The sequence below is a fragment of the Neobacillus canaveralius genome (assembly GCF_047237705.1).
GTDB classification, from domain to species: Bacteria; Bacillota; Bacilli; order Bacillales; family Cytobacillaceae; genus Neobacillus; species Neobacillus niacini_K.
In genome coordinates this window covers 3,146,254-3,170,952 of the sequence record NZ_JBDFLL010000001.1, presented here as the reverse complement: position 1 = coordinate 3,170,952, position 24,699 = coordinate 3,146,254, and the positions used below count along the sequence as shown (strand labels likewise).

General features: G+C 36.1%; 34 protein-coding genes and 1 other annotated feature. Of the genes, 23 read left to right on the top strand and 11 right to left on the bottom strand.

Annotated features, from left to right (window positions below):
- Nucleotides 1–193 precede the first annotated feature (193 nt).
- On the top strand, nt 194–664 hold the full coding sequence (locus ABC255_RS15915) for a hypothetical protein (RefSeq protein ID WP_412994939.1): 471 nt from the start codon (nt 194–196) through the stop codon (nt 662–664).
- 325 nt (nt 665–989) lie between these two features.
- Here the strand turns inward: ABC255_RS15915 and ABC255_RS15910 are convergent, their stop codons facing one another.
- Nucleotides 990–2,057 carry a sulfite oxidase gene (locus ABC255_RS15910; RefSeq protein WP_412994937.1) on the bottom strand — a complete coding sequence of 356 codons (1,068 nt, stop codon included), beginning with the start codon at nt 2,055–2,057 and terminating at the stop codon, nt 990–992.
- Nucleotides 2,058–2,326: 269 nt separating this feature from the next.
- Between ABC255_RS15910 and ABC255_RS15905 the strand changes: the two genes are divergently transcribed.
- The 9 genes from ABC255_RS15905 (at nt 2,327) to ABC255_RS15865 (ending at nt 8,893) form a co-directional block, all read left to right on the top strand.
- Nucleotides 2,327–2,752, top strand: coding sequence for a DMT family transporter (locus tag ABC255_RS15905; RefSeq protein WP_412994935.1), 426 nt, complete (start codon nt 2,327–2,329; stop codon nt 2,750–2,752).
- Nucleotides 2,753–2,785: 33 nt separating this feature from the next.
- Nucleotides 2,786–3,484 (top strand): Crp/Fnr family transcriptional regulator, encoded by a 699-nt coding sequence (locus ABC255_RS15900; RefSeq protein WP_412994934.1) that lies wholly within the window; start codon nt 2,786–2,788, stop codon nt 3,482–3,484.
- Nucleotides 3,485–3,581: 97 nt separating this feature from the next.
- Nucleotides 3,582–4,106, top strand: coding sequence for a DMT family transporter (locus tag ABC255_RS15895; RefSeq protein ID WP_412994932.1), 525 nt, complete (start codon nt 3,582–3,584; stop codon nt 4,104–4,106).
- Nucleotides 4,093–4,803, top strand: a complete 711-nt coding sequence (locus tag ABC255_RS15890; RefSeq protein WP_412994930.1) for a YjjG family noncanonical pyrimidine nucleotidase — start codon at nt 4,093–4,095, stop codon at nt 4,801–4,803. Before ABC255_RS15895 ends, ABC255_RS15890 begins: the two co-directional genes overlap by 14 nt.
- Before the next feature lie 26 nt (nt 4,804–4,829).
- Complete coding sequence (locus tag ABC255_RS15885) at nt 4,830–5,354, top strand: GNAT family N-acetyltransferase (protein WP_412994928.1); 525 nt, start codon at nt 4,830–4,832, stop codon at nt 5,352–5,354.
- 146 nt (nt 5,355–5,500) lie between these two features.
- Nucleotides 5,501–6,115, top strand: a complete 615-nt coding sequence (locus tag ABC255_RS15880) for a DedA family protein (RefSeq protein WP_412994927.1) — start codon at nt 5,501–5,503, stop codon at nt 6,113–6,115.
- A 273-nt stretch (nt 6,116–6,388) separates the two neighbouring features.
- Nucleotides 6,389–7,129: a TerC family protein gene (locus ABC255_RS15875; protein ID WP_412994925.1), complete on the top strand. Its 741-nt coding sequence runs from the start codon at nt 6,389–6,391 to the stop codon at nt 7,127–7,129.
- A gap of 72 nt (nt 7,130–7,201) precedes the next feature.
- Complete coding sequence (locus ABC255_RS15870; RefSeq protein WP_412994924.1) at nt 7,202–8,017, top strand: VOC family protein; 816 nt, start codon at nt 7,202–7,204, stop codon at nt 8,015–8,017.
- Between the two features lie 24 nt (nt 8,018–8,041).
- Entirely contained in the window at nt 8,042–8,893 is an 852-nt protein-coding gene (locus ABC255_RS15865; protein ID WP_412998570.1) for a P-loop NTPase family protein, read from the top strand.
- 47 nt (nt 8,894–8,940) lie between these two features.
- Here the strand turns inward: ABC255_RS15865 and ABC255_RS15860 are convergent, their stop codons facing one another.
- Nucleotides 8,941–9,642, bottom strand: a complete 702-nt coding sequence (locus ABC255_RS15860) for a Na-translocating system protein MpsC family protein (protein ID WP_412994923.1) — start codon at nt 9,640–9,642, stop codon at nt 8,941–8,943.
- A 158-nt stretch (nt 9,643–9,800) separates the two neighbouring features.
- On the opposite strand from ABC255_RS15860, the gene sda reads away from it, so the two are divergent.
- The 3 genes from sda (at nt 9,801) to ABC255_RS15845 (ending at nt 11,167) form a co-directional block, all read left to right on the top strand.
- Nucleotides 9,801–9,935: a sporulation histidine kinase inhibitor Sda gene (sda, locus tag ABC255_RS15855; RefSeq protein WP_412994921.1), complete on the top strand. Its 135-nt coding sequence runs from the start codon at nt 9,801–9,803 to the stop codon at nt 9,933–9,935.
- 307 nt (nt 9,936–10,242) lie between these two features.
- Nucleotides 10,243–10,731: a GNAT family N-acetyltransferase gene (locus ABC255_RS15850; protein ID WP_412994919.1), complete on the top strand. Its 489-nt coding sequence runs from the start codon at nt 10,243–10,245 to the stop codon at nt 10,729–10,731.
- Nucleotides 10,732–10,744: 13 nt separating this feature from the next.
- Complete coding sequence (locus tag ABC255_RS15845) at nt 10,745–11,167, top strand: DUF1801 domain-containing protein (RefSeq protein ID WP_412994917.1); 423 nt, start codon at nt 10,745–10,747, stop codon at nt 11,165–11,167.
- A 67-nt stretch (nt 11,168–11,234) separates the two neighbouring features.
- Here the strand turns inward: ABC255_RS15845 and ABC255_RS15840 are convergent, their stop codons facing one another.
- Nucleotides 11,235–12,071: an RMD1 family protein gene (locus ABC255_RS15840; protein ID WP_412998569.1), complete on the bottom strand. Its 837-nt coding sequence runs from the start codon at nt 12,069–12,071 to the stop codon at nt 11,235–11,237.
- A 199-nt stretch (nt 12,072–12,270) separates the two neighbouring features.
- On the opposite strand from ABC255_RS15840, the gene ABC255_RS15835 reads away from it, so the two are divergent.
- On the top strand, nt 12,271–12,405 hold the full coding sequence (locus tag ABC255_RS15835) for a hypothetical protein (protein ID WP_412994915.1): 135 nt from the start codon (nt 12,271–12,273) through the stop codon (nt 12,403–12,405).
- A gap of 38 nt (nt 12,406–12,443) precedes the next feature.
- Here ABC255_RS15835 and ABC255_RS15830 read toward each other — a convergent pair whose 3' ends face one another.
- A complete protein-coding gene (locus tag ABC255_RS15830) occupies nt 12,444–13,157 on the bottom strand; it encodes a cell wall hydrolase (RefSeq protein WP_412994913.1) in 714 nt (237 codons plus the stop codon).
- A 306-nt stretch (nt 13,158–13,463) separates the two neighbouring features.
- On the opposite strand from ABC255_RS15830, the gene ABC255_RS15825 reads away from it, so the two are divergent.
- Nucleotides 13,464–14,663, top strand: coding sequence for an MFS transporter (locus ABC255_RS15825; protein ID WP_412994911.1), 1,200 nt, complete (start codon nt 13,464–13,466; stop codon nt 14,661–14,663).
- Nucleotides 14,664–14,667: 4 nt separating this feature from the next.
- Here the strand turns inward: ABC255_RS15825 and ABC255_RS15820 are convergent, their stop codons facing one another.
- From ABC255_RS15820 to ABC255_RS15810, 3 genes are all read right to left on the bottom strand, one after another.
- Nucleotides 14,668–15,138, bottom strand: a complete 471-nt coding sequence (locus tag ABC255_RS15820) for a divergent PAP2 family protein (protein WP_307301024.1) — start codon at nt 15,136–15,138, stop codon at nt 14,668–14,670.
- Nucleotides 15,139–15,309: 171 nt separating this feature from the next.
- Nucleotides 15,310–15,567 carry an HPr family phosphocarrier protein gene (locus ABC255_RS15815; protein ID WP_412994909.1) on the bottom strand — a complete coding sequence of 86 codons (258 nt, stop codon included), beginning with the start codon at nt 15,565–15,567 and terminating at the stop codon, nt 15,310–15,312.
- Nucleotides 15,568–15,769: 202 nt separating this feature from the next.
- Nucleotides 15,770–16,012 carry a glutaredoxin family protein gene (locus tag ABC255_RS15810; protein WP_412994907.1) on the bottom strand — a complete coding sequence of 81 codons (243 nt, stop codon included), beginning with the start codon at nt 16,010–16,012 and terminating at the stop codon, nt 15,770–15,772.
- A 227-nt stretch (nt 16,013–16,239) separates the two neighbouring features.
- On the opposite strand from ABC255_RS15810, the gene ABC255_RS15805 reads away from it, so the two are divergent.
- Entirely contained in the window at nt 16,240–16,962 is a 723-nt protein-coding gene (locus tag ABC255_RS15805; protein WP_412994905.1) for a TerC family protein, read from the top strand.
- 117 nt (nt 16,963–17,079) lie between these two features.
- Nucleotides 17,080–17,958: a proline iminopeptidase-family hydrolase gene (locus ABC255_RS15800; protein ID WP_412994904.1), complete on the top strand. Its 879-nt coding sequence runs from the start codon at nt 17,080–17,082 to the stop codon at nt 17,956–17,958.
- Nucleotides 17,959–18,111: 153 nt separating this feature from the next.
- On the opposite strand, the gene ABC255_RS15795 is transcribed toward ABC255_RS15800, so the two are convergent.
- The 3 genes from ABC255_RS15795 to ABC255_RS15785 form a co-directional block, all read right to left on the bottom strand.
- On the bottom strand, nt 18,112–18,537 hold the full coding sequence (locus ABC255_RS15795) for a spore coat protein (RefSeq protein ID WP_412994902.1): 426 nt from the start codon (nt 18,535–18,537) through the stop codon (nt 18,112–18,114).
- Nucleotides 18,538–18,566: 29 nt separating this feature from the next.
- Nucleotides 18,567–19,142, bottom strand: coding sequence for a spore coat protein (locus ABC255_RS15790; protein ID WP_412994900.1), 576 nt, complete (start codon nt 19,140–19,142; stop codon nt 18,567–18,569).
- A 141-nt stretch (nt 19,143–19,283) separates the two neighbouring features.
- A complete protein-coding gene (locus ABC255_RS15785) occupies nt 19,284–19,505 on the bottom strand; it encodes a spore coat protein (protein WP_412994899.1) in 222 nt (73 codons plus the stop codon).
- A gap of 209 nt (nt 19,506–19,714) precedes the next feature.
- Between ABC255_RS15785 and ABC255_RS15780 the strand changes: the two genes are divergently transcribed.
- From ABC255_RS15780 to ABC255_RS15755, 6 genes are all read left to right on the top strand, one after another.
- Nucleotides 19,715–20,509, top strand: coding sequence for a hypothetical protein (locus ABC255_RS15780; protein ID WP_412994897.1), 795 nt, complete (start codon nt 19,715–19,717; stop codon nt 20,507–20,509).
- A 62-nt stretch (nt 20,510–20,571) separates the two neighbouring features.
- Nucleotides 20,572–20,958, top strand: coding sequence for a fluoride efflux transporter CrcB (crcB, locus tag ABC255_RS15775; protein ID WP_412994895.1), 387 nt, complete (start codon nt 20,572–20,574; stop codon nt 20,956–20,958).
- Nucleotides 20,955–21,311, top strand: coding sequence for a fluoride efflux transporter CrcB (gene crcB, locus ABC255_RS15770; protein ID WP_412994893.1), 357 nt, complete (start codon nt 20,955–20,957; stop codon nt 21,309–21,311). Before crcB (ABC255_RS15775) ends, crcB (ABC255_RS15770) begins: the two co-directional genes overlap by 4 nt.
- A gap of 90 nt (nt 21,312–21,401) precedes the next feature.
- On the top strand, nt 21,402–21,542 hold the full coding sequence (locus ABC255_RS15765; RefSeq protein ID WP_412994892.1) for a hypothetical protein: 141 nt from the start codon (nt 21,402–21,404) through the stop codon (nt 21,540–21,542).
- A 140-nt stretch (nt 21,543–21,682) separates the two neighbouring features.
- A complete protein-coding gene (locus ABC255_RS15760; protein ID WP_412994890.1) occupies nt 21,683–22,009 on the top strand; it encodes a hypothetical protein in 327 nt (108 codons plus the stop codon).
- Nucleotides 22,010–22,177: 168 nt separating this feature from the next.
- Nucleotides 22,178–23,302 carry an NADH-dependent flavin oxidoreductase gene (locus ABC255_RS15755; RefSeq protein WP_412994888.1) on the top strand — a complete coding sequence of 375 codons (1,125 nt, stop codon included), beginning with the start codon at nt 22,178–22,180 and terminating at the stop codon, nt 23,300–23,302.
- Between the two features lie 373 nt (nt 23,303–23,675).
- Here the strand turns inward: ABC255_RS15755 and ABC255_RS15750 are convergent, their stop codons facing one another.
- Nucleotides 23,676–24,188, bottom strand: a complete 513-nt coding sequence (locus tag ABC255_RS15750) for a gamma carbonic anhydrase family protein (RefSeq protein WP_412994887.1) — start codon at nt 24,186–24,188, stop codon at nt 23,676–23,678.
- Between the two features lie 194 nt (nt 24,189–24,382).
- Nucleotides 24,383–24,633: a binding site (T-box leader), on the top strand.
- Nucleotides 24,634–24,699: the final 66 nt, after the last annotated feature.

The following is a 24,699-nucleotide window of genomic DNA, read 5'->3' as shown; positions in this document are numbered from 1 at the left end:
AGATAATATCATGTTATACAACAATTGAAGAGAGGCAGATATGAAATGATATGAAAAATTGTTTGTAGGTCACTTGTGCCTAGTTCATACATATAATGCTAAAGGCAAATAGTCATGAAAAATTAAATATTTATCCAAACCTGTTGTGAATACACAGTTAAGGTAAGAATTATACGAACAGGAGGGGATGTTTGTGAAATTTACTATTCAATATATACCCCTGAACAAAATTAAACCTGACGTATCATTGAAAGTAACTGAACATATTAAAAGACTTCAGAGATTGATGTGGGACTGTATGTTTGTATTGGTTGTCAGAAAAAACCGGAAGGATAACAGCTATACAATCATAAGCGGACAGGAGCGGTATGAATCCCTTCGAAAGCATACGAAAAGTATTTATGCTCCTTGTATCGTTGATAAAAGTACACCTTCTGGAACCTTATCTTGGTTTCATCGCTTTCGCAGAAAACAACCGCTGGATGATTTTCCGTTAATGCCATCAAGCTGGGCAATCGTACGCTCCTTTTTAAAACAAGAGCCTCGTTTCAAACAATTATCCCGCTCGCAACAAATTCGAGTCCTGCTTTTAGCTGCCCACTATAAAAAAACAGTCATTTATTCAATGAAAATGACTGTTGATGATATATTGAGAGACCATTAAAATTTGAGAAAGAGTTTGGAGACTTCCAAACTCTCTCTTAATTTTTTATAAGAAAAAAATAGAAAAACATATGTAATAGGAAACCAACTCAGATCATATTAAACCAATTAATTACAAATTTATTGCCCTTCGATTGAATCACGCACATTGCGACAATATTCCAGAATACCTTCGAATCACGCCATCGTTTTTTGGTCAGGCTTTCTTTTCGGTCACATTTCACCACCATTATCCAGTAACCTTACGAATGAAATCATACTTTCTACCTTAAATAATTGTTTATAAAAGGAGAGAAGAGCAGAAATTCATTTCCTGCTCTTTATTATTATTCAATCTTTACTTTTATTTGATCGATAGCATTATATCCATAACCTTTTCTATTCCAATATGGTTTGATGGGCTGAGTTTGACCATAAGAATCTGTTGCTTTTGACTTAATGGTATAAATGCCTTTTTCTGCTGCACTCCATTCATAAGACCAACAAGCCCATTTGTAGCCGGAAATTGGTTCACGTACTTTCGCGTTGGACCATGTACTTCCATTATCCGTACTGATTTCTACCTTTTTTATGTAGCCTTTACCTGTCCAGGCAATGCCTTTTATAACATGTTTACCAGAATTTAACCTAGCCATATCTAACGGTTTTTGAATCGTCGTATTAACGTTCATGGTGGAGACAGGGTGAGCATCATTGTCATTATTCTGATTTGGATAATACATATAATCAGTGTCCTGGAAAGGTCCAGTAAAATGAGAACCAATCACACTAATTTGTTTAATCCATTTGACAGACGCCATACCATACCATTGTGGAACGATTAATCTAAAAGGAAATCCATGTTTAAAGGATAATGGTTGGTTGTTAAATTTATAAGCGATAATCGTATCAGGATGTAAGGCCTTCTCTAATGGTAAACTCCTAGTATATGAGAAACTCTTATCCAAGTCCGTTCTTATTCCAACATCATATCCTTCCACAACCACTTCTTTTGCCCCTTCCATTATTCCTGAAAATTCGAGCAGGGTCACTAAGGGAACTCCTTTCCAAACGCCTTGGCTGATTGCACCCTTTTCCCATTGTTCGCCAAACACTTTAGGCTCAAATAGGCTGCGCTTATTCCCCGAACATTCAAGGACAACCTCTAAAGTTTTCGATGGTAACTGAAGGATATTTTGCATGGAAAGCAGTAAGGGGGTAGTTACTAAACCATTTATAGGAAGAAAATAGTTGGAATAAGTAAGCTTTGGGTACGAAAAGTGATTGCGCCGATAAAATAAAGAGTTATGGATTATATCATTCTCTATAAATTGAATAGGTGTTTCCTGATTCTCAGGCTGCAACCTGCGTGTTACCAAATAAGGCTTCACAACGTATTGTTTTGGATCGTCCATAATATCCTCCCTTAAAAGAAACAGTCTCTGCTAATATATGTTTTATGTGTTTGAAATAGGCAACATAACACTTCAAAAACTGCACTTAAAGGGTATTGGATAGATAAAAGGTTTAGAAAGAAAATGGAATGAAATAAATCATCATCTGTCTTAAACAAAGCCTTAAGAAAAAGATTCATTTTAATAATTGAGGACATATGTCCTAACAGAGAGCTCTCGATTTATCATTTAATTAGAATATAAATCTAGGTAAATTGGAGAGAAGAGAAATGAAAGGGAGTTTATTTGCATTTTTAGGCGGGGCTTTTATTACACTTCAGGGTGTAGCAAATACCCGTATTAGTCAAGATATTGGCACGTGGCAAACTGCAACTATTACACAATTCACGGGATTTCTTGTAAGTTTGCTGGTTGTGATGTTTGTAGGTGATAAGAATTGGAAAAAGTTAAAGAATGTAAAACCCCTATACTTGACTAGTGGTGCTTTTGCAGCAATTATTATTTTTAGTAATGTCGCATCCATTGAATACGTAGGTGTTACCCTATCCATTTCCGTCCTTTTAATAGCACAATTAAGTTTGACCTTTTTAATTGATGGTAAGGGCTGGTTCGGTATCCCAAAGCAAAAGATGAGGTTACCTCAGTTCGTAGGAATTGCGATGATGATAGTGGGTGTCGTGATATTACGGTTTTAATGAAACGAAATGGGCTATGCCGGAGGTGGAAACATGAAAGAAATAAAAGATCGACAGTTAATGCAGTCTTATTTACAGGCTCATCAAATAGAATCCATTTTTAATGAGGATATCATGCCATATTTGTCTCTATACCATTTCGAACAAGGGGAACTTATCTTATCCCAAGGTGAACCTTCCAAGTATTTGTATGTCCTGGTGAAAGGCAAAATAAAAATCTACACCACTTCAGCCGAAGGGAAAACACTTATTTTATCTTTTAAAACACCAATTGAAGTTATAGGAGATATTGAATATGTGCAGGAGATAGATACCATTAATACGGTGGAGGCAGTTTCATCGGTTTATTTGATCGGTGTACAGCATACGTTGCTAAAAAAATTCACGAATGATTTTTCACCTTTTCTGCAATTTATATTAAAAATTATTACCGAAAAGTTTTATTTGAAGAATAATTCGATGAGCTTCAATTTGATGTATCCTGTTGAAGTTCGTTTAGCAAGTTATTTATTGTCCGTTACCCAAGATGGAAATCAATCATTATTTTCCGGGCAGATGAGTACGACTAGTTTGACGGATACTGCCAATCTTATCGGGACCAGCTATCGCCACCTAAATCGGGTTATTCGGCAGTTTTGTACTGATGGTCTGGTTGAGCGCAGTAAAGGATACATTCTTATTAAGGACAGAGAAGCCTTAAAAACGTTAGCCGGAGGCAATATATATGAATAGGTAAGTCGGTGGCCAAGAACGAAGCACTTGGATTCGTTACAGCTTGCATTCCTTCATGAGCTTCTATTAAAATATTTCACATTGGAGTGTATTAGATATGATTCTAGGACTATTATTTGCTATACTGGCTGGATCTTTAGTCAGTCTGCAAAATATATTCAATAGTAAAACAGGGGAACACGCTGGTTCATGGACAACAACTACTTTAGTATTAGGGTTAGGATTTGCCGCCTCATTTACTTTAGGTTTTCTGTTCGAAGGTAAGCAACTATTTCTTTTACAAAATATGAAGATGTGGTACTGGTTCAGTGGTTTAATTGGAATTGGAGTAGTAACCTGTGTCGTGAAAGGTATAAAGTTGCTTGGTCCAACCTATGCGATTTCAATTATGCTTTCATCACAGCTGGGATTTGCATTATTGTTTGATACATTCGGCTGGATGGGAATTGAAAAGGTACCTTTTACCATTCAACAATTAATAGGTGTATTAGTCATTGTTGCTGGTATTCTTATTTTTAAAATGAGCGGGGAACCTAATTCGACTAAAATGACTACTGGCTTAAAAAGTGTCCAAGCAAAAAAAGTAATCACGGGACGGAGAGATACTTTTGAAAAAATATAAGACTTTGTTTTTTGATGTAGATGATACATTATTAGATTTTGGCGCAGCAGAAAAATTAGCATTACAACTCCTTTTCGAGGAACAGAATATTCCGCTTACTTCTCAAATGGAAGAGAAGTATAAAAGCATAAATCAAGGTCTTTGGAGGAGATTTGAAGAAGGTGAATTAAGTCGGGACGCGGTTGTCAACACACGCTTTTCTGTCCTTTTCAACCACTACGAAAAAGAAGTCGATGGGACCTTATTAGAAAAAAACTATCGATCGTTCTTAGAACAAGGACATCAATTGGTGAACGGTGCTTCTGAACTGATTACAGAACTTAATTCACAATATGACTTATATATTGTCACTAACGGTGTGTCTAGGACACAGGATAAACGATTGCATGCTTCAGGTTTATATCCATTATTTAAAGGCATCTTCGTTTCCGAAGATACAGGTTTCCAAAAGCCTATGAAGGAATTTTTCGATTATGTTTTTGCAAGAATTCCTCATTTTGACGTAAACCAAGCGCTAATTATCGGTGATTCGTTGAGTGCTGATATTAAGGGAGGAGAGCTTGCTGGATTGGATACATGCTGGTTTAATCCAAAAATGAAACCGAACTATTCTGATGTTAGTCCAACCTATCAAATCCACATGCTTGAAGAATTAAAACGAATACTAGGTGTAAGAGATAGGATAGGTGCCTTTTAATTTGACTTATAAAAGGAGTGGGGAATATGGATTTAATCTATGAAATCATTTCCGATGAAGAAATTGAAACCTGTAGAGATTTATGTAATGAACTTATGACCTTTCAAAAATCGAAAGCTCATATAACTCCCGAGTTATTTAACCATATGAATTTTGACACTCGGATGGTTCCTTCCGTAAAAAATGCTATTCGCAATTACATTGTCATTGTAAAAGATGGTGAGAAAATTATCGCCTACGTGTATTCCAATATCTCCCCGAAAGAAGCCTATTCCAATAATTTCGCCACATTCTTTGACATAGCATCGGTTCGGAAAAAGAATGTAGGTTGTCTATCGCAAATTTATATAAAAGATGAATATAGACAGTTTGGGATTGGATCTAAACTTTTTGATATGTCCATGGATTGGCTGGTCCAATTTGATGATGTGGAGGATTATTTTATCTATGTCTCAAATGGCAATGATAACGCCTTGGAATTTTATAAATATAAAGGATTTACAGTACGTCATACTATTTTGGATGGTTTTATTACTGTTTTACGAAAATAGGATGGGACCATTCATCCATAAATCACCTTGAATCCTAGACAGTCATCTACTCCTCAAGTCTTAGATGAACTTACTACTTCAGTATCTTCAGCCAAATTTAAAACTCCATTATACTATGATTACATAATATAATGGAGTGGAGAAGGATGACTGAATCAATCTTATCCCTAATTAAAGAATGGGGGATATTGGGAGTGTTATTTTCCTTATTTATTGAAGGAAGTGCTCTTCCTTTTATCGGCTCGTTCATCATGGTTACAGTGGGATTTATTTTAGATTTAACATGGTTCGAGAGGGTATGGATTTCATTAGCAGGCAGCTTCTTGTATGCGACAGGGAGTTGGATTCCTTATTTTATTGGGTATAAATTCGGAAAATCTGTAGAAGACAGGTTAAGTGAAGCAAAAAGAGAAAAATTAACAAAGGCAAAGAAGTCTTTTAGCAGGAATGGAGTTTGGAGTGTTGCCATTTCAAGCCCGCTTCATTTAGGAAATTTTGTTCCTTTTTTAGCAGGAATGTCACATATGAAACTTCGAACGTATACACTACTTACAATGGTCGGAATTGCGCCATCCACCTTACTATTTTTAAGTATTGGTCATTTTTATCCAGGTGATTTCAGAACCGTTATGAATACAATAAATGATTATCAATTATTACTGTTCATTTTGTTTGGCTTCATCACTTTGTCTTATATGGGTATAAAATTTTTCGGTTATCGCAGGCAAAAGAAATTGGTGAAACGGAATGTGCCGAGCTAGATATCCTTTTACTAAAAACACCTGATAAAGGTGTTTTTTTTATTACATGGGAGACGCCCTTTAAGGGAAACTTATACGAAAGTAAAATTAATTATGTGGATTTATTTTCGATTTCCAAGATTATTTTAACTATGTTCGGGGTATATCATCTATATGAATTTCTATTTTATCTTTATAATGGAAATTTTTATCAAAAAAAGTACAAAATAGTATTAAACCGGTATAAATATAATTTATACTATTATCATGATGTAATCATACTAGGGGGATAAAATGGAACTATCTTTGTTATTAGAGTATGGATGGGTTTTACTTATTTTGATTTTGTTAGAGGGCTTATTATCCGCGGATAATGCTTTGGTGTTAGCGATTATGGCGAAGCATTTGCCTGAAGACCAGCAAAAAAAGGCGATAAATATCGGTCTAATGCTAGCCTTCATCTTTAGGATTGGTGCTATCTTTATCATTTCGTTTTTGTTTCATGTCTGGTGGATTCAAGCAATCGGGGCTGCTTATTTAATATTCATTGCACTCAAACATTTGCTTAAAAAGGATCATGGTGGCAAAGAGAAAGCTGGAAAAAGCTACCGAGCTACTGTAGCTCAAATCGCATTAGCTGATATCGCCTTTGCAGTTGATTCAATTTTAGCTGCCGTTGCTCTTGTTATTGCTTTACCAGGTACGCCAATGGGCGAAATCGGTGGAATGGATGGCGCGCAATTTATTGTCATATTAATCGGTGCCATCGCTGGATTAATCGTGATTCGTTTTGCAGCGGGGTTCTTTGTTAAAGTACTGACAGAACGCCCTAGCCTTGAAACGGCTGCAATGTTACTTGTTGGCTGGGTCGGGGTTAAGTTGTTAATGCATACTCTTGCACATCCAGCGTTACACATTATTCCTCATGATTTTGTAGAAGGACCAATTTGGAACACAATCTTTTGGTCTGTTATGCTTCTTATTGCTTTAGGCGGCTGGTTTTTATCTGGTAAGAAAACAGAGCAATCTACGTAAGGACCATCATCATAGAGAAATGGCTTGGAATCATATCAAGCCATTTTTTTATATTGGGAAAGGAGAGTAAATATGAAATTTGCATTTGATCATTTAGTTTGGTTCCATCATAATCCTGAAAAAGCAATACAACCTCTTTTAGAAAAAGGAATCCATGTTGCCCACGGCGGCCGTCATGAAACATGGGGAACCTACAATACACTCAGTTATTTTGACTTAAGCTATATAGAATTTTTGGGGATTGAACAGCTATCAATCGCTGAACAACATGAAGAGAATCGATTAATTACTCAAATTGTTGAGCAACTCGGTATGAAAAATCGAGAAGGTCCAACTAAAATAGCGATTAGAACAGACCAAATCAATGAATTAGCTATAAAGCTCAGAGAAGACGGCCATACAGTGTACGGTCCACTTCAAGGACAACGTGTAACTGCAAGCGGGGAAGTAATACAGTGGACTCTTCTATTTATTGTGGATCATCCTAATCATTTATCACTTCCTTTTTTCATCCAATGGGAAAAAAGTGATAAGGAAAGATTATCTGCTTTCAAGGAACAAGGATTATTAGGGAGGCATAGTGGCGCAAATTCGAAATTTGACAGTGTTGGGTTTGTTGTAAGAGATTTAGAAGAGACGATAAGATCTTGGGGTAAGTTATTAAATCTAACACCAAGTGAAGAGTTTCGGGACGAAGTATTACATGCGCAATGTCGATCATTAGAATTGCCTGGCACCCATCTCTTATTCTGCACACCGCTTGGAAAAGGACCAGCAGAAAAGGTCTTACATGAAAGAGGGGAAACACCTTTTCTAGTAAGCTTGTCAAAAACAAACCAAAACAGTTTTTTTGAATTGTTGAATGGCTATTGGCGATTTCAAAAATAAAACAGGAGAGGAGATGATAACATGATCATCACAAAATTAATTTTAATAGAAGGATTACCTGGTTCGGGAAAATCCACCACAGCAGAAATGACAAATGATATTTTAAAAGAATGGAATGTCGATACAAACTTGTATCTTGAGGGAAATGTCGAACATCCAGCTGATTATGAGGGAGGCTCTTACTTCTCAAAAACTGAATTTGCCCAGTTTTTGGAACAGTATGACGAAGTGCAGCCTATTATTGGAAAACATGCGATTGAACGCTGTGATGGATTTGTATTGCCGCAATATAAGCTGAAACATGACCCTGATAAAACAATGGTTCCTGATTCCTTTTGGGATCAAATTTGGAATCACGATATCTATGAGCTGCCTTTAGAAAAGAACATAGAATTAATAACGGATAAATGGAAAAGGTTTGTTGAACAAGCGTTAGCAGGAAATCAAACATATATATTTGAATGCTGTTTTATTCAAAATCCTGTAACGATTGGAATGATCAAATATGGTGCCTCTCAGGAAGTTGTTATGAATTATGTAAAGCAGTTGGCTGATACTATCGAGCCGTTAAACCCCGTTTTAATTTATGTAGACCAACTAGATTTGTCGCGTTCCTTTAATAAGGCTGTTCAAGAAAGACCAAAAGAATGGTCTGCTGGTTTTATGTACTACTATAATAACCAAGGTTACGGGAAAATCCATGGTGCCCAAGGGATTGAAGGTACTATTGCAGTTCTGGAAGCAAGAAAACAAATAGAATCCTCAATTTTTAATGAACTAAATATAAAAAAGGTGAAGATGGATAATACACAGTTTGATATGGATTCTCACAAAAATAGAATCAGAGATTTATTCATAGATGCTGTAAGGATGTAATTCTATGATCAGAGTGCACTTTGCCTCTGATTTTTTTCGCATATAAATTATATTGTTGGATTGGTGACTAAAACAATGACACTCTTATCTAAATCAAAGTCCCAGTCGACAAAAATATCGATGATTTTGGTATTCAAAAGCGCTTCAAAATGGTTATTGTTATGAAGCAGTCCTTTTTCGAGCGTTCGCTTTGCTAACTTAAGCTGTTCCTGCATGCCTTGTCTGATTAATTGCTTTTCTATTCTCACCAATATCCCATTGCGGATTACAAGGATTGACCGGTGATTTAGTTGGCATGCATAAATCTCTTCAGGCTTCTTTTCTGATTCTGAGCTTAAATTAATAATCTCATTAATCAGTTCTGTTTTCCCTGTGAATTCTTCTTGAATGGGGAAGTCGATACTCGTTGTATCCGTGCAGATCCCTGTGAACATCGCGGATTTATTATGCAGACCCCAGTCATAGTAGAATTCTCTTATTTCCATTCCGGTCACAATCTTTATATATGCTTTCATTTCAGGAATTAGCGTCTGCATAACTAAATCCCGCATTTTTTGAACACTTTCATCTTGTTTTTGATTCATAAGTACCTTTTCTGTTGGGGAAAGGAAATTTCGAATATGAACGATTATAAAGGTTTTACCTAATGTAACATGTACGGATTCGGGACCTTTACCAAAATAATCGCGGAGGATCCTACTTATATAGCTGCTTACCTCGACTGATTGTTTATTAATTGGTGACTCCATTTGGTGAACTCCTTTTCGGTAACCAGGTATTTACCCTTTAGCATACCCTTTTTATTGGAAATAATTAGCATGGTTGTTTACTCGTAATAAAAATATAATGAAAGAAGGTGAAGGGATAGAAAGCCATTCGCTTTGAGGAGTAGGATATGTTTTCAAGCATGAGCAACAAAGTTTTAATAGACACATATTTTAATGCTGTAAAGCTAAAGCTAGATGAAGATTTTATTAAATTGTTAGATGAAGAAATCGATAGACGAGGGATACAAACAGATAAGGTAGAAAGAATGGTATAAAACCATAGCTATTTACTAAAGATGCTTTGAACCTTCTTTCAAGTGTTATAAGGTTTTAAATGTAATAAGAACAGCAGCGAATGGCTTCTTGCTCTTCACTTTTTACATTTGAAAGTGAACACCAAATAATCAGACAACTAATACTATTTAAAAAGCTAGGTCGATTGCCTAGCTTTTTTCATATAGGTATTTTAAATAAGTGGTTATTTTCCCTTATATCTGATTCAATAGTTTTGTATAATTTTAATATAATTAGAATTTTTAAATATAAACACGCATGATACTTTTGAAAAATGGAGTGCTTGAAATGTTAACCATACGTAACGTTACGATGAATGATTTACCAGATCTTATAATCATTGAACACTTATGCTTTCCAATAGAAGAAGCAGCTACGGAAAAAGCGTTTAAACAGCGTATTCAATTAATTCCAGATAGTTTTTTTGTGGCGGAAGAGTGTGGCGTGGTTGTGGGATTAGTCAATGGACCAGTGATTGCTCAGGAATTTATTACAGATGATTTATTTGAAGAGATTAAACCAAATCCTGCATCTGGTGGTCATCAAACGGTTTTAGGAGTTGCGGTGACTCCGCATTTTCAAACCCGAGGAGTTGCCACAGCGTTACTAGAACATCTTGAAAAAGAAGCAATATCAAAGAAACGCAAGAGTATTACACTTACCTGTAAAGAAGACTTAATACGATTCTATGAAAACTTAGGATACAAAAATAAAGGTGTATCGAAATCTGAGCATGGTGGAGTACTTTGGTATAACATGAATAAAAAATTGCTATAGAGGAGAGATATGCTTGTACGAATTAAAAACAAAAGAAACAGACAATAGTGTGATTGAGTTTATCGAACAGGTCGACAGCTCTAAAAAAAGAGAGGACGCATATAAATTATTAGATATCTTTACAGAAACTACTGGCTTTGAAGCAAAGATGTGGGGACCGAGTATTATTGGTTTTGGATCCTACCATTACAAATATGAATCTGGTCACGAAGGTGATGCTCCTCTCGTTGGCTTTTCCCCGAGAAAAGCCAAAATTAGCTTGTATTTTGCTCCTGGTGAAACAAAACGGCAAGAATTGTTAAAACAGTTTGGAAAACACTCAACAGGAAAAGCATGTGTGTACATTAATAAAGTTGCGGATATTGATGTTGAAGTATTAAAATCATTGATTAATGAATCTGTATCCTATTTGCAAAAAATGTACCCAGCTAAATAAAACCAGTGAGCCCCTTTTTCCAGCAATCAATTCATTTGCTGAATAAGGGGCTATTTATCAATTTTTGTTACGGCAGCAAACCTGCTATTCCTAAAAGAGATAAAACAATTTCAAAAAGAATAAGAATCACAATAATCCATTCAACAAAAAGCCCCCGAATCGAGTGACTGATAGTCGAAAATCCATCCATGATGTTATAGAGTATTTCGGTTTTGCTTTTCAATATCTTATAACGATCATTCAATTCAAAAAACTCAAGCATCCGATCATAAAACTCACCGGCTGAACTGCTTGCCCAGGTGATGTCGGGCTTATCGAGGATCATGATGTATGCAAGGGTATTATACTCATGACGGATAATTTTAGCTGTTGTCCTTGCGAGTTCCTTATTACCGATTCGCAGCTTACCTTTTTCTAACCGGTCAATCATCGTTTCGAGCTTATCATTAATTTGCCCCAGCTGTTCCTCTGTTTTTTCCAAAGCAACAGACTTTGCCAATACTGTAGAAATTAATTCAGGATAGTAATCCTCATATCCAGGCACGACCACATATTCATCTGTTAATTCAATGCTTTCGGTTTCTTTTATATGCAAGTTGTAATCATCGCTGTATCGGTCAGCATTTTTGACCTCAATGTCTGGCTCGAAGGAGTGGAGGTAGTTCAAAAAAGCAGTTATCTCATTCGGAGTTGAGTGATTAATGAAGACAATGCTGCCGAAGGAAAAAACTAGAACCATTTGTGAATTGTCCACATCTTTATAGAGGATCGATTTTAATATTTCACCCCTTAAAATTAATGGCTCCTCCCAGGTGAATTTCTTTGGTATTCCACAATGAACGGCGATTTTGTTCAGATCAATTTCATTGGTTATGGCAAAAGCTTTAAAGGTTAAGTCTCTCATATTCACCACTCATTTCTTTTTTATAGTATATGACCTCTCACGTTAAATTAATGAAGGAAAAATGAAAGAAAAGAGAATTAATACAGATGAACTAATTGGTGGGTTTTTAGAATGGTAAACTTATCCTATTTCATTTTAAAAAAAGGAATGTAATACTTTCTCCTTTTAGTTAAATAATAAAAATAAAGGAGAGATTACGATGAATAAAGAAAAGGACTATGTAGCTGCAGAATTATCATCAAATTTAGTAAGTGAAATCAAATCACTAGAAGAAAAATTAAGTGAACAAGCCAATAAACAAGTTGTGGTTATTGCTTACGAAAAAGACGAATAAAAAAGCAAAAAAAGAGCCGTTATTCACGGCTCTTACCTTTATTTTGCAAATACATGATTTCCAATTGTCTTAACTACTTCACGTGTCGTAATCCAAGTATCAGTTGCAATTTCTGGATTATAAAAATATATGCTATCGTTTAAACGATCTTGTCGTGTTAAAGCTTCTTCCACTGCGCGAATGGCTTCATCAGATGCCGGCTTATTAATCTCTCCATTTTGTACTGGTGAAAAGGCGTATGCATCGCCAACAACTTCCTTAATAACACCTGTTACTGTATCTGGAAATTCAGGAGAGTCAACGCGGTTTAATACAACCGTTGCAACCGCAACTTTTCCTTCATATGATTCGCCTTTTGCTTCTGCTTCTACTAATCTCGCAAATAAGTCTTTCTCTTGAGTGGAAATAGTAACGGCAGGTGCAGCTGGTTCAGCTGCTGGTTCTGGAGTAACCATTTCCGGTTCAGCTGTTTCTGGCTCCGATGAAGCAGGTACTTCAACCTGCGTTTCGGCAGATTGCTCTTCTACTAAATCAGGTTTATTTAAAATGATTTCCTTTTCGTCATCATTTTGATTATTTTCTTGATTCATTTCATTCATAATTGGACCATAGGCTTGTCCAATGTCAACAAGGCTATCTACATTTACAACTTCATATTGAGTTATCGCTTCAACTGTCGAGTTGTGTATCCCGATAAATGCAAATGTAGCTACACAAGCTACCGCAACTTTTTTAAAATAAGTGTTTTTCATGTGTGCTACCTCCTGATGTTTTGTATGATATAACACTAACATGGGGAGGCAGACGATATACAGAACGATAAGGTTACATTTCTTTATGGTTTGATGAACAACATTACAGCAACGATGGAAATATGACATTATGCCTATGATTCTGTCATAATCAAACCATTTTTACGGTATAGAGGAATATTTTGTATGTAAAATGTAGGATTAGGAAAATATTTCTGAAATCTAATATTTCGGAAATGAAAATAAATGGTGGTTATGCTACTATTACAATATTAAAATTATCAATAATATTGGAGATGGATTTGCGTGCTTATTTGGAAGCGTAATTTGTGGGTACTATGGGTAGGCGTTTTCTTCGTATCAGCAAGTTTTTCCATGGTCATCCCGTTTTTGCCTATTTTCCTGCTTCAAATTGGTGTGCATGATCACACGGAAGTATGGGCGGGTTTGTTATTTAGTGCTGCATTTTTTGCAGGTGCGATTGCTTCACCATTTTGGGGGAGGGTGGCAGATAAATATGGAAGAAAACCTTTGTTAATCCGAGCAGGGTTTGCACTGTTTCTCGTCTATACGCTAACTGCCTTTGTTACCAACCCCTATCAGTTGTTAGGACTACGAATAATGCAAGGTTTGTTGAGTGGATTCATCCCTGGTTCAATCGCATTAGTCGGTACCAATACACCAAGCAATAAAGTAGGGTACGCTCTTTCGATGATATCCTCTGCTTCGGCTTCAGGGGGTATTGTTGGACCGCTCCTGGGCGGGGGGATTGCTTCGTTAGTAGGAAATCGTGTGGCATTTGGAAGTGCTGGAATGTTCTCGCTTATTTCGACATTACTTGTAATATTTTTCGTAACGGAGGAAAATTTCACTCCGAGTAAGGAGAAAGGATCCATTCGAAATGATTTTAAATTGGCACTTTCAAACCGTTCTTTAATGATGGTTCTTGGATTAACAAGTCTTACATCTGCTTCTATAATGACGATTGAACCGGTTCTTCCATTATATATAGTGGAGCTTGGAGGTTCATCCCAGCATGCATCGTTACTAGCGGGTATTGTTTTTTCTCTTCCAGGTATTGCAAGTGTTATTTTTGCCCCTATGTGGGGGAAATGGGCGGACAAAGTTGGTTTCCAAAAAATTCTCTTTATCGGACTAATGGGTGGAGGAATCGGAACTATCGCCCAAATTGTTTTCAGTAATATTTGGGGATTCTCGATTACACGGTTTATTTTCGGTGTCTTTTTCTGTGCCGTATTCCCGGCGTTAAATGGACTAGTAGTAAGGTCAACAAAAAGCGATTTCCGTGGGCGAGCGTTTGGTTTACACCAGACCTCCAATCAAATTGGGGGAATGATTGGCCCAATTATAGGAGGGATTCTTGGCGGCATTTTCCCTGTATATACTGTGTTTGTTGTAACAGGTATCTTACTTCTAGCCGCTACCGGTATGACTTATTGGCACTCAAATGACTTAAATCGTGAGCTTAAAACAAAAGCTACATGAAATATTAAAAAGGATATAAATAATATGTAATAATGCCAACAATAATTCCAGTTACGGCCCCAAAAAAGACCTCAGTTGGTTGATGACCTAATAATTCTTTTAATTTTTCTCTAGACTCCGGTTTCTTTAAATTGGGGTCTTTTAGCGTTTCAATCAGACTGTTAAAGTCGGCTAAAAGCGTATTCAGTATTTCCGCATGATAACCTGCATGCCTTCGAACTCCCATCGCATCATGCATAACAATTGCAGCTACTACAACGCAAATAGCAAACTCATTTGATTGGAACCCTGTCATTAATCCGATAACTGTAGTCAATGATACAATCATTGCAGTATGCGAACTAGGCATGCCGCCAGTGCTAAACATTAAATTCCATTTCAATTCCTTTGAAGCTAAAAAGTGAATCGGTACTTTTACGAATTGTGCGAAGAACATTCCCAAAAATGCAGCTAAAATCGGACAGGATAAAAACATAATAACCTCCTGAGTTGTTGTATGTAATTATCATATCAAAAAGAATCCTTATTTACCCGGAAGAATTATCAAGACTATCGAAGAATTATGATGATTTTTTTTAAAAACATGAGAAAAACAAAGAAGTAAGAGTGGCTATTTGATCACTCTTACTTCTTTTGTTAAATGGATTTAATTAAGTGATTGTATTGTTTCCACTAATTTTTTAAGTGCTTCGTGATCGTCAGAACCAGATGCTTCTAAACTGATTTCTGCATTATTTGGGATGGCTAGTGATAAAACACCCATTATAGATTTACAATTAACTTTATGCCCATTGTAAGTCAGGTAGATATCTGATTCAAATTGGGATGTTACCTGAACCAGCTGGTTAATTGCGCGACTGTCTAAACCAGCCTTTCGATTAAGTTGAATTGTCTTTAGTACCATTTGAGGAAACCCCCTTAAGATTCAAGTTAAATTACACTCTTTTATGTATGATAGTTAAAATTTAAATATGATTTATTTAGCCATTTAATCTAGTTTCCTAACACGATTGTATGTAAGATAATTGAACAAGAGCGACCTAAATCAAAATACAAAACAAAAAGCGGTCACTCCGATTTGGAATGACCGCATTTATATGTTCTATTTATAATCCCAGAAGTTCCGCTAATTTCTCTTGGTTAAAGCCAAAAACAACCTCTATACCATTTTCATTCTCAACTACAGTTGCTGGGGTGGCAGATGCACCTAATTCAACAATTTCATCTAGATATTTAGGGTTTTCTCTAATATTTTTTTCATCAAACTCAATTCCATTATCCTTTAACCATAACTTTTCAGCTGTACATGGACCACAGCTTTCTTGTGTATAAATAACTACCTTACGCATAGTACATTCCTCCTTCAGTTCATTTTATTACAATTATAAAAAAAAGTCCCATCACTTGACTCCTTCATTAATTACATTTTTACAAACCAAAAGATATATGCTGAAGTTTCATGTCATCTCTCTATCTAATTAAGGTTCATATTATCGTTTGCTTAACATACATATACAGTATGATGACAAGCTGTTCCGTCAAGGAAAATCCATGAAAAGGAGATAAGTGCTAGGAGATGGAGTTCTTACAAGAAATCATCGCGAATTATGGATCGTTTTTATCACTGGAAGCTTTGGGAAAAGTATTAACAGATCCTGCTAGTTGGGGAGTTATTGGAACCTTAGTCATTTTAGAAGGATTACTATCGGCTGATAATGCGTTAGTTCTAGCTGTATTGGTTAAGCACCTGCCCGAGAAGCAACGAAAGAAGGCACTCTTCTATGGAATAATAGGAGCCTATCTTTTCCGTATTGTGGCAATTGGAGTTGGTGTTTCCTTAGTTAATATTGGCTGGATTAAAATAATAGGCGGTCACTATCTTTTATGGATTGTCATTCAAAACTTCATTAAGAAAAAGGATGGGGAGGAAGAGGTTCAAACGAAGACCGTTGGTTTTTGGAGTACAGTGTTAACGGTAGAGCTGATGGACATCGCATTTAGTATTGATAGTGTCATTGCCGCTTTTGGTGTATCCAATCAGGTCTGGGTACTCTTTTTAGGAGGTATCCTGGGAATCCTAATGATGAGGGGCGTAGCACAACTATTCTTAGCTCTGATCGAACGGGTCCCTGAGTTCGAAACTACTGTATTTATATTAATCGGCATGATTGGATTAAGAATGATAGGTGCAGCTTTTGGCTTCCAAATGCACGAAGTAATCTTCTTTAGTCTTTTAATCGGTATCTTCCTTGGAACATTCCTTGTGCATTTTTTTAAAGCGAAAGTGGTAACAAAATAGAAATTTACAGAGGCCATGATCTGGTCTCTTTTTCATTAGATGAAAAATTTTTCAATTATTCTAAGATAAGCTACTATTAAATAGTCATTTATTTTTATTTTAAAAGGGGGAAATTTCATGCATGAAGAGGGAAACATAGAGGTTTCAGGCGGGAGAGTCTGGTATCAAATATTCAATAAAGATTCTAAAGCAACCCCAGTCATCGTATTACATGGTGGTCCTGGTTCTTCAAGTTATTCATTAGAAGGATTACAAGCACTTGAAAAAGATAGACCGGTTATTTTATACGATCAATTAGGCTGCGGCAGGTCAGACCGTCCAAGCGACACTTCTCTTTGGCAGCTTGATCGTTTTGTCGAAGAATTTGCTCAGATACGAGAAGCTTTAAAATTGGATGAAGTTCATATTTTAGGCCATTCATGGGGTACAACCCTTGCGGCTGCCTATTGTTTAACAAACCCTGATGGCGTGAAAAGTGTTATCTTTTCAAGTCCATGTCTAAGCGCACCGCGTTGGGAACAGGACCAGGCAGAGAATTTAAAAAAGCTTCCTATTGATATTCAGGAAACCATTACTCGATGTGAAGAAGAGGGAACAACGGATTCCGAGGAATTCAAAGCGGCCATTCTGGAATTTAACAAAGTGTTTGTTTGTAGAGTGCAGGAAGAACCAGATCCTGAGTGGGCTAAAAAAGGATCAGGTTATCGAAACCCTGAGATTTACAACATTATGTGGGGTCCATCTGAATTCAGTGTAAAGGGAAATTTAAAGTATTTTGATTGTACTTCTCGATTGAATGAAATCAGTTGCCCTACCTTATTTACTTGTGGAAGATATGATGAGGCAACACCTGAATCTACTGAATACTTTAGCAGCCTCGTACCAAATGGGAGATTTCATGTCTACGAAAACAGTGCTCATATGGCATATTTTGAAGAGAAGGAAGAGTTTTTACAAGTAGTAGGAAACTTCCTAAAAACAATTGATTCCAAATGATTATAAAACCTAAAAAGGACAGCCACGAGGTTGTCCTTTTTAGAAAAATACCAAAAGTTATGGGTTTATAGGTAATCATTTAATGCAATTTGCCAACGAGAAAGGAGAATCATAATATCGTATGTTCTCCTTTACTAAATATGGCGTTTATTATTATAGAACGTCTAATTTAGCAACGATTGCTACAAGGATTTGAAGAAGTGCTTGGATATTTACAGAAACTTGAGTGTCAGTTGTAGTAACTTTGATATTTTTAGAACCGTGAATAACTGTTTTTTGAGAGTTCTTTTGTTTGTTTTTAAATAATTGTTTAAGGTCCTGAACAACTGCCTTACTTTTTTCTTTATCGCCAATTGTAATGCTAATTACAATCGCGATGGCAACCTGGATTGCTGCTTGTAAGGACAGAGCAATTTGAGTATCAGTAGTGTGTACATCAATTCCTTCAGAATCCTTAATGATAATCCATTCAAAAGATTGTTGTTTGTTAGAAACAAATTGATCTGCTTCTTGCATAACATCAGCTTCGTTACCTTTGTCGTTACAAGAGTCTAATGCTTTCCATTTCTTTTCTGTCATTTTATTTTCACCTCTTATTTATATATTTTTTATGCAATATCAACTTTAGCAACTAATGTGAGTAGTACTTGTAATAAAGCTTGGATGTTTGCAGCTACGTCAGTGTCAGTTGTTGTAATGTTGATATCTTTAGAATTTACGATGCTAATTTTTTGGAAGTTATTTTGTTCGGAATCGAAATATTGAAGAAGATCTTCTGCTACGTTTTGACCTTGATCAGAATCAAGGATAGTAACGCGAAGGACTAATGCGATAGCAAGCTGTAGTGCAATTTGCAGGGAAACAGCTGCTTGCGTATTTGTAGTATGAACGCAGATATTGCAAGAATCTTTAATGAAAATTAATTCCTCGGAATCTTGTTCCATTAATGAAACTTGATTTGCATCTTGGAATACATCTGCATCATGAGAATCCTTAGAGTGATGCTCTGGTTCTTGGTGTGTTTGTGCGTCTTCAAAAACCGCTGGATCATGATAAACATAAGCAAATTGCGGTGCTTCCTCGTAAGTTTGTTCTGCAACTGGCTTGTCCTCATGGAACATATCTGAAGATTCTTCCTTCTGATACTTTTTATCCTTTTTCTCCTTTTTGTTGTTGGATGGCATTGTTTTTTACACTCCTTTGTTGTAGTTTGTTTTCAATATAATATATGGAGTTGTCCAATAATGTGTTTGTGTGTATTAGATGAATTTAGTTGTTTTATAAAAAATGAAAAGAACGCCTAATCAAGCGTTCTTTAAAATTTATTATTCCGTGTCTTCGGCATTCTTTGCAGGATTCTCTTTCTGAACGAAGGCATCGACCTGTTGGGAAAGGTCATTCACTAAATCCTTTATTAATTGTTTTTGTTCTGGGGATAAATTTGCCTTCCCTTTATCTAAATTGATACCATTTTTTTTAAACAGATCACTAACAAGTAAATCAATAATTTTACCTGTAAGTAATGGGTTTTGATTTGAATCACTCACCACTAATCGCTCCTTTAATCGTTTTTCCATTAACAGGATATGCATTTCACCAATGATATTCCTGCACTTATCGTCCAAAATCAGACAAAAATAAGGCGAAAAAGAAAAATATGGTATAATTTTCGATATTATATAAAGGTTTTTAAAAGCTGGACCTCGGGAAGGAAAATGACTAGGTGAAATTACTTGAGTCTCTTTTTAATACTCTAATGTTAAGTGTAGTAGAATTATTTCTCCTGTTAGGATTCATAATGGGTGTTGGTTTCTTATTAGGCGTGTTAGAAAAATACTCGAATAAGTTTTTATTCAAAGCATTTGGACCACGGGGAGTATTGGCTACTGCCTGGATTGGTACACCAATTCATGAATTCGGTCACCTGATTCAGTGTTTCATTTGGGGACATCGTGTCAAAAGAGTTAAATTCTTACAATTAAACAATCCTAATGGTGTTCTCGGATATGTAGAGCACCAATATAATCCGGGTAGTATGTATCAGCAGATTGGAAATTTTTTCATTGGAATGGGACCTATTTTCAGTGGAATTGGTGCATTGATACTGGGGATGTATGTATTGGTACCTGAATCCTATCAGACTTTTAGTGAATATATTCAAACCCGTGTTTCTCCAGATCTTCATAATAGCGATTATTTAATCGTAATCGGAGATGCAATACTTGTCATTACTAAAAGTCTCTTTACATTTGAAAATTTACTCAATCCGTTATTTTGGATTTTTCTATTGTTTACTATCAGTATTTCCTCACATATAGCGTTAAGTAAAGCCGACATTAATGGGTCGGCAAGAGGATTACTCATGATATTTTTCGGCCTGGTTATTACAAACCTTGTCACTGGATTCTTCGATATAAATACATATAGATTTATTGTCAAAGTAACACAATATAATACCTATGTACTAGCATTTTCTAGTATTGCGCTCCTTTTTTCATTTATTACACTTTTGATCTCCTATGTTTTGTATAAAATAAAATCTGGCTGGTGAATAAATCAGGATAAAACTTCTCGAATTAAGTATGGTATTTTTGTGAAAGAAGGCTGAATGCATTGAAATTAATTTCTGTGATGCTTGGAGGATTTTTTGGAGCAATAACTAGATATGCGATAGGAGAATGGGTAAACATAGATAATGGATTTCCTCTGGGTACCTTATTGATAAACCTCACAGGTTGTTTTTTCCTCGGATGGTTTCTAACATTCATTACTATCAAGAGAAATATAAAACCGGAAGTTACTTTATTAATTGGAACGGGTTTTACCGGGTCATTTACTACTTTTTCAACCTTTTCTGTAGAGACGATTCTTTTATTTCGAAATGGACTAGCTGGTTATGGAACGATATATGTATTATTTAGCATTATTTTGGGATTAACCCTGGCATATTTAGGTCTAAAATTAGCATTAATTACTGAGAGAAAAGGTGAAACACATTGATTTGGTTAATTGGAATAGGAGGCTCCCTAGGCGCAGCAGGTAGATATTTATTAGGCAATTTTATAAATAACAAAAAGAAACCTGGAAATTTTCCATTGGGAACTTGGGTAATAAATATTACCGGATCCTTTCTCTTAGGGATTCTGTATAAGCTTCATTTGACAAATGAAATAAGTGATTGGATGTGGTTTTTTGTTGGAGTTGGCTTTTGCGGAGCTTATACCACATTCTCGACATTTGGTTATGAAACAATAACCTTATTGCAATCAAATAAAAAAATTTTAGCAGGTCTATACGTTTTTTCTTCAGTAATCGTAAGTATTGTAACGGCTGCAATGGGTTTTATTATTTAGCATTACGTAATCCTGAATATATCGATGATTAAATTTAATAAAACAATACAAAATAAGAGGGGAAAATACTGATTTTATAGGAGGATTTAAATGTCTAAGAAAAAGTATTCCCCTTCATCAGAAGTAGATCAAAAACAATTACTGAATGATAAAGTTGAAAATGCTCGTAAAAACAATTTCGAAGAAGATCATGTACGCAGAGTGACACCAAACGGCGGGCAAGGACAGTAATTAAACATCAGGGGTTGTTGCTTAGGCAGCAGCTCCTTTTCTCTGGCTTATTTGCAGCCTTTAAAATAATAAATATTTGGTTTACCGTGTGAATATAATTCATCGACATACTTATTTTTATTGAAAGTAGGTATTTGAAGATGAAGAGTAAAATACATCGGTGTAATTGCAGGAAAGTATGGTCGATTCAAAACCGTAAATTTAAAATTACAGTCCAATCTATTCTTCTTAATGGTGAATGGTTTGCCGAATTAAAACCCGAAAGAAAATGTGAACCAAAAGGTTTTGTAACAACGAAGAAGAGTCAGGAAATCATCTACAATCCAACTAGTAAATATTTGGAAAAATTTATAATAAGTGATAAACTAATTTATGATAAAAAAAACGTCAACTTCAATATAAAAAAAGGGAACTGCTTATTATTTGCTGAAGATGGCACCTGTTATATCCTTAAAAAAGTAATCTAAAAGAAATGCCGGTTTGATATGTTAAATGTAGAGCCTGTTTTTTTCCAAACATCTTTTCCACCTAGCCTAAAAGCATGGTGTTTTTTTGTATTATTTACAAGTTTAATTTCAATAAAGTAACTGAAAATAAGAAAGGTGAAAAACAGATATATCAATGGGGGTAACGCGGTGAATTCAAAATATGCACCATTATTTGAAACATTAACATTTAAGAATGGAATCCAATTGAAAAACCGAATTGTGATGGCACCAATGACAAATTGGTCATCCAATCATGATGGAACTGTTACGGAGGCAGAGGTAGAATATTATGCAAGACGCTCTAATGAAGTTGGGATGGTTATTACCGCTTGTACCTACGTTACTGCCAATGGAAAGGGATTTCATGGAGAATTTGGCGGGGATCGGGATGAATTAATCCCTAGCTTACAAAAGCTGGCCACAGCTATTAAAGAGCAAGGAGCTAAGGCAATATTACAAATTTTCCATGGTGGCAGGCAGGTGCCGCCTGAATTAGTACCGGATGGTGATGTTGTTAGTGCCAGCAATATCCCGGTAGAAGGTAATGGGAAGCCGGTACCACGAGAATTATCTGACCAAGAAGTTAGTTCCATTATTCGCGATTTTGGTGAAACAACACGCCGTGCAATCGAAGCAGGTTATGATGGAGTAGAAATCCATGGTGCAAACGGCTATCTCATTCAACAGTTTTTCTCTCCACATTCAAACCGTCGTAACGATCGTTGGGGAGGCAGTTTAGAAAAACGGTTAACTTTTCCCATGGCTGTTGTGGATGAAGTTAAGAGAGTGGTGGCTGAGAAAGCCAAGGGTTCGTTTATAGTCGGATACCGTTTTTCTCCAGAAGAGGCTGAAACACCTGGCATTACCATGGCTGATACACTTGTCTTGATTGATGAACTAGCCAAAAAGGATCTAGATTATCTGCATGTCTCACTGCAGGATTTCTGGTCAACTCCAAGAAGAGGTGTGGACGATACGCGTTCACGGATCGAAATTATTCATGAACGCGTTGGAGATAGAGTACCTGTGATTGGAGTTGGTTCCATTTATACTCCAGATGAGGCTTTAAAAGCTTTCCATACAGGGGTCCCACTGATTGCCCTTGGACGTGAGCTCATCATTGATCCAGATTGGGTTCAGAAAGTAAAAGAGGGTAAAGAAAATGAGATTAATACGGAGATTAAAAAGAATAACCAGGATCAGCTTGTGATTCCAGATCCATTATGGCAAGCGATTATACACACACCAGGGTGGTTTCCGGGAATCCACTAAAGCAAAAGAGTCCATCCGCAAATCCGGGATGAACTCTTTATTCCTAATACTCTGCGTACAGCATTATCAAAGTAAAGGTTTCCAGTTGTTGAATAAAATATCTTCACAGATAAATAATAGACCTAGTGTTATTGGATAACACTAAACTACAGTGTGGAGGGATATACTTTGAATATACTTTTTAGCTTAATAAGTTCGTTAATGCTTCTTGGGATCAGGTTGACGTATATCCTTAATAATCTTCAATGTAAGTTGAATATTTTGTTAAGGAAGCCCCTAAGACTAAGCACAGTGTATTCATAAAGTATAGTCGTTTCGCATTGCAGGGACAAAAGGTGAGCATAGTATTATGCTTGCCTTTTTCAAGTGTTACTTATTTCAATATTTCTCTATATTCTTTTCCTTTTTTCACATAGTTATCACTGGAATATTTGAGCATTTGCAGGTCTTTTTCATTTAATTCACGGACTACTTTCCCTGGCGAACCTAGAACGAGTGATCGAGGAGGGATTTTAATTCCACCTGCTAAAAGCGTGTTTGCACCAATAATACATTCTTCCCCAACTTCCACATTATCTAGTAAAGTTGACCCCATTCCAATAATCGAATTTCTGCCAATCTTACAGCCATGCAAAACAACATTATGTCCAATCGTAACATCGTCTCCAATTTCTACCGGAGAACCTTCATAAAGATGAATCGTGGAGTTATCTTGAATACTACATCTTTTCCCAACCAGGATAGGGCCATCATCTCCCCGCAGCACAGCATTAAACCAAACGGTCGATTCTTCTCCAATCGTAACATCTCCAATAATATAAGCGCCAGGTGCGACAAATACACTTTCATGCACGGTAGGTGTGGTACCTTTGTATGGTATATTCATAGTTAACACTCTCCTTATATTCAGAATTGTTTTACATTTAGAGAAAATTATACCATTGTAACTCTACTAGGGGAAAGATATTGATTTGTGAAGAACTTTTCAATGAAAGCGCTTTAAAAATTAACAAAATAATTAAAATAGTCAAAAAACATTGACTCTGTCGCTTTACAGTGATAATCTTATTAATAATTTAAAACGAATTGATGACGAGAACAGTAGGTTAAGCACATTGTCCAAAGAGAGTCGACATACGCTGAAAGTCGATGGCAACGCTTATCTGAAAATCATCTCCGAGATGTGTAGCTGAAAATGAACAGTAAGCTAAACCGGAATAATCCGCCGTTAAAGGGAACACGTATCATTAAGATACGTTTATCGAGAGCCACAGCCTTGTATTTTTTGCTGTGGAAGTAGGGTGGTAACGCGAGTTAAACTCGTCCCTATACAAGGGGCGGGTTTTTTGTTGTTTTTAAAAATATGAATGCCTTATAAGGGCGATTTAGCTGGATCA

What these genes read in the sequence shown, in the direction of transcription:
- ABC255_RS15815 (WP_412994909.1), bottom strand. Translation starts at nt 15,567, where the DNA reads ATGGTACTAAAGACAATTCAACTTAATCGAAAGGCTGGTTTAGACAGT.
- ABC255_RS15835 (WP_412994915.1), top strand. Translation starts at nt 12,271, where the DNA reads ATGAATAAAGAAAAGGACTATGTAGCTGCAGAATTATCATCAAATTTA.
- ABC255_RS15790 (WP_412994900.1), bottom strand. Translation starts at nt 19,142, where the DNA reads ATGCCATCCAACAACAAAAAGGAGAAAAAGGATAAAAAGTATCAGAAG.
- ABC255_RS15750 (WP_412994887.1), bottom strand. Translation starts at nt 24,188, where the DNA reads ATGAATATACCATACAAAGGTACCACACCTACCGTGCATGAAAGTGTA.
- sda (WP_412994921.1), top strand. Translation starts at nt 9,801, where the DNA reads ATGAGCAACAAAGTTTTAATAGACACATATTTTAATGCTGTAAAGCTA.
- ABC255_RS15780 (WP_412994897.1), top strand. Translation starts at nt 19,715, where the DNA reads ATGTTAAGTGTAGTAGAATTATTTCTCCTGTTAGGATTCATAATGGGT.
- ABC255_RS15795 (WP_412994902.1), bottom strand. Translation starts at nt 18,537, where the DNA reads ATGACAGAAAAGAAATGGAAAGCATTAGACTCTTGTAACGACAAAGGT.
- ABC255_RS15820 (WP_307301024.1), bottom strand. Translation starts at nt 15,138, where the DNA reads ATGTTTTTATCCTGTCCGATTTTAGCTGCATTTTTGGGAATGTTCTTC.
- ABC255_RS15885 (WP_412994928.1), top strand. Translation starts at nt 4,830, where the DNA reads ATGGATTTAATCTATGAAATCATTTCCGATGAAGAAATTGAAACCTGT.
- ABC255_RS15870 (WP_412994924.1), top strand. Translation starts at nt 7,202, where the DNA reads ATGAAATTTGCATTTGATCATTTAGTTTGGTTCCATCATAATCCTGAA.
- ABC255_RS15910 (WP_412994937.1), bottom strand. Translation starts at nt 2,057, where the DNA reads ATGGACGATCCAAAACAATACGTTGTGAAGCCTTATTTGGTAACACGC.
- ABC255_RS15805 (WP_412994905.1), top strand. Translation starts at nt 16,240, where the DNA reads ATGGAGTTCTTACAAGAAATCATCGCGAATTATGGATCGTTTTTATCA.
- ABC255_RS15900 (WP_412994934.1), top strand. Translation starts at nt 2,786, where the DNA reads ATGAAAGAAATAAAAGATCGACAGTTAATGCAGTCTTATTTACAGGCT.
- ABC255_RS15800 (WP_412994904.1), top strand. Translation starts at nt 17,080, where the DNA reads ATGCATGAAGAGGGAAACATAGAGGTTTCAGGCGGGAGAGTCTGGTAT.
- ABC255_RS15905 (WP_412994935.1), top strand. Translation starts at nt 2,327, where the DNA reads ATGAAAGGGAGTTTATTTGCATTTTTAGGCGGGGCTTTTATTACACTT.
- ABC255_RS15880 (WP_412994927.1), top strand. Translation starts at nt 5,501, where the DNA reads ATGACTGAATCAATCTTATCCCTAATTAAAGAATGGGGGATATTGGGA.
- ABC255_RS15810 (WP_412994907.1), bottom strand. Translation starts at nt 16,012, where the DNA reads ATGCGTAAGGTAGTTATTTATACACAAGAAAGCTGTGGTCCATGTACA.
- ABC255_RS15860 (WP_412994923.1), bottom strand. Translation starts at nt 9,642, where the DNA reads ATGGAGTCACCAATTAATAAACAATCAGTCGAGGTAAGCAGCTATATA.
- ABC255_RS15850 (WP_412994919.1), top strand. Translation starts at nt 10,243, where the DNA reads ATGTTAACCATACGTAACGTTACGATGAATGATTTACCAGATCTTATA.
- ABC255_RS15765 (WP_412994892.1), top strand. Translation starts at nt 21,402, where the DNA reads ATGTCTAAGAAAAAGTATTCCCCTTCATCAGAAGTAGATCAAAAACAA.
- ABC255_RS15840 (WP_412998569.1), bottom strand. Translation starts at nt 12,071, where the DNA reads ATGAGAGACTTAACCTTTAAAGCTTTTGCCATAACCAATGAAATTGAT.
- ABC255_RS15895 (WP_412994932.1), top strand. Translation starts at nt 3,582, where the DNA reads ATGATTCTAGGACTATTATTTGCTATACTGGCTGGATCTTTAGTCAGT.
- ABC255_RS15830 (WP_412994913.1), bottom strand. Translation starts at nt 13,157, where the DNA reads ATGAAAAACACTTATTTTAAAAAAGTTGCGGTAGCTTGTGTAGCTACA.
- ABC255_RS15875 (WP_412994925.1), top strand. Translation starts at nt 6,389, where the DNA reads ATGGAACTATCTTTGTTATTAGAGTATGGATGGGTTTTACTTATTTTG.
- ABC255_RS15760 (WP_412994890.1), top strand. Translation starts at nt 21,683, where the DNA reads ATGAAGAGTAAAATACATCGGTGTAATTGCAGGAAAGTATGGTCGATT.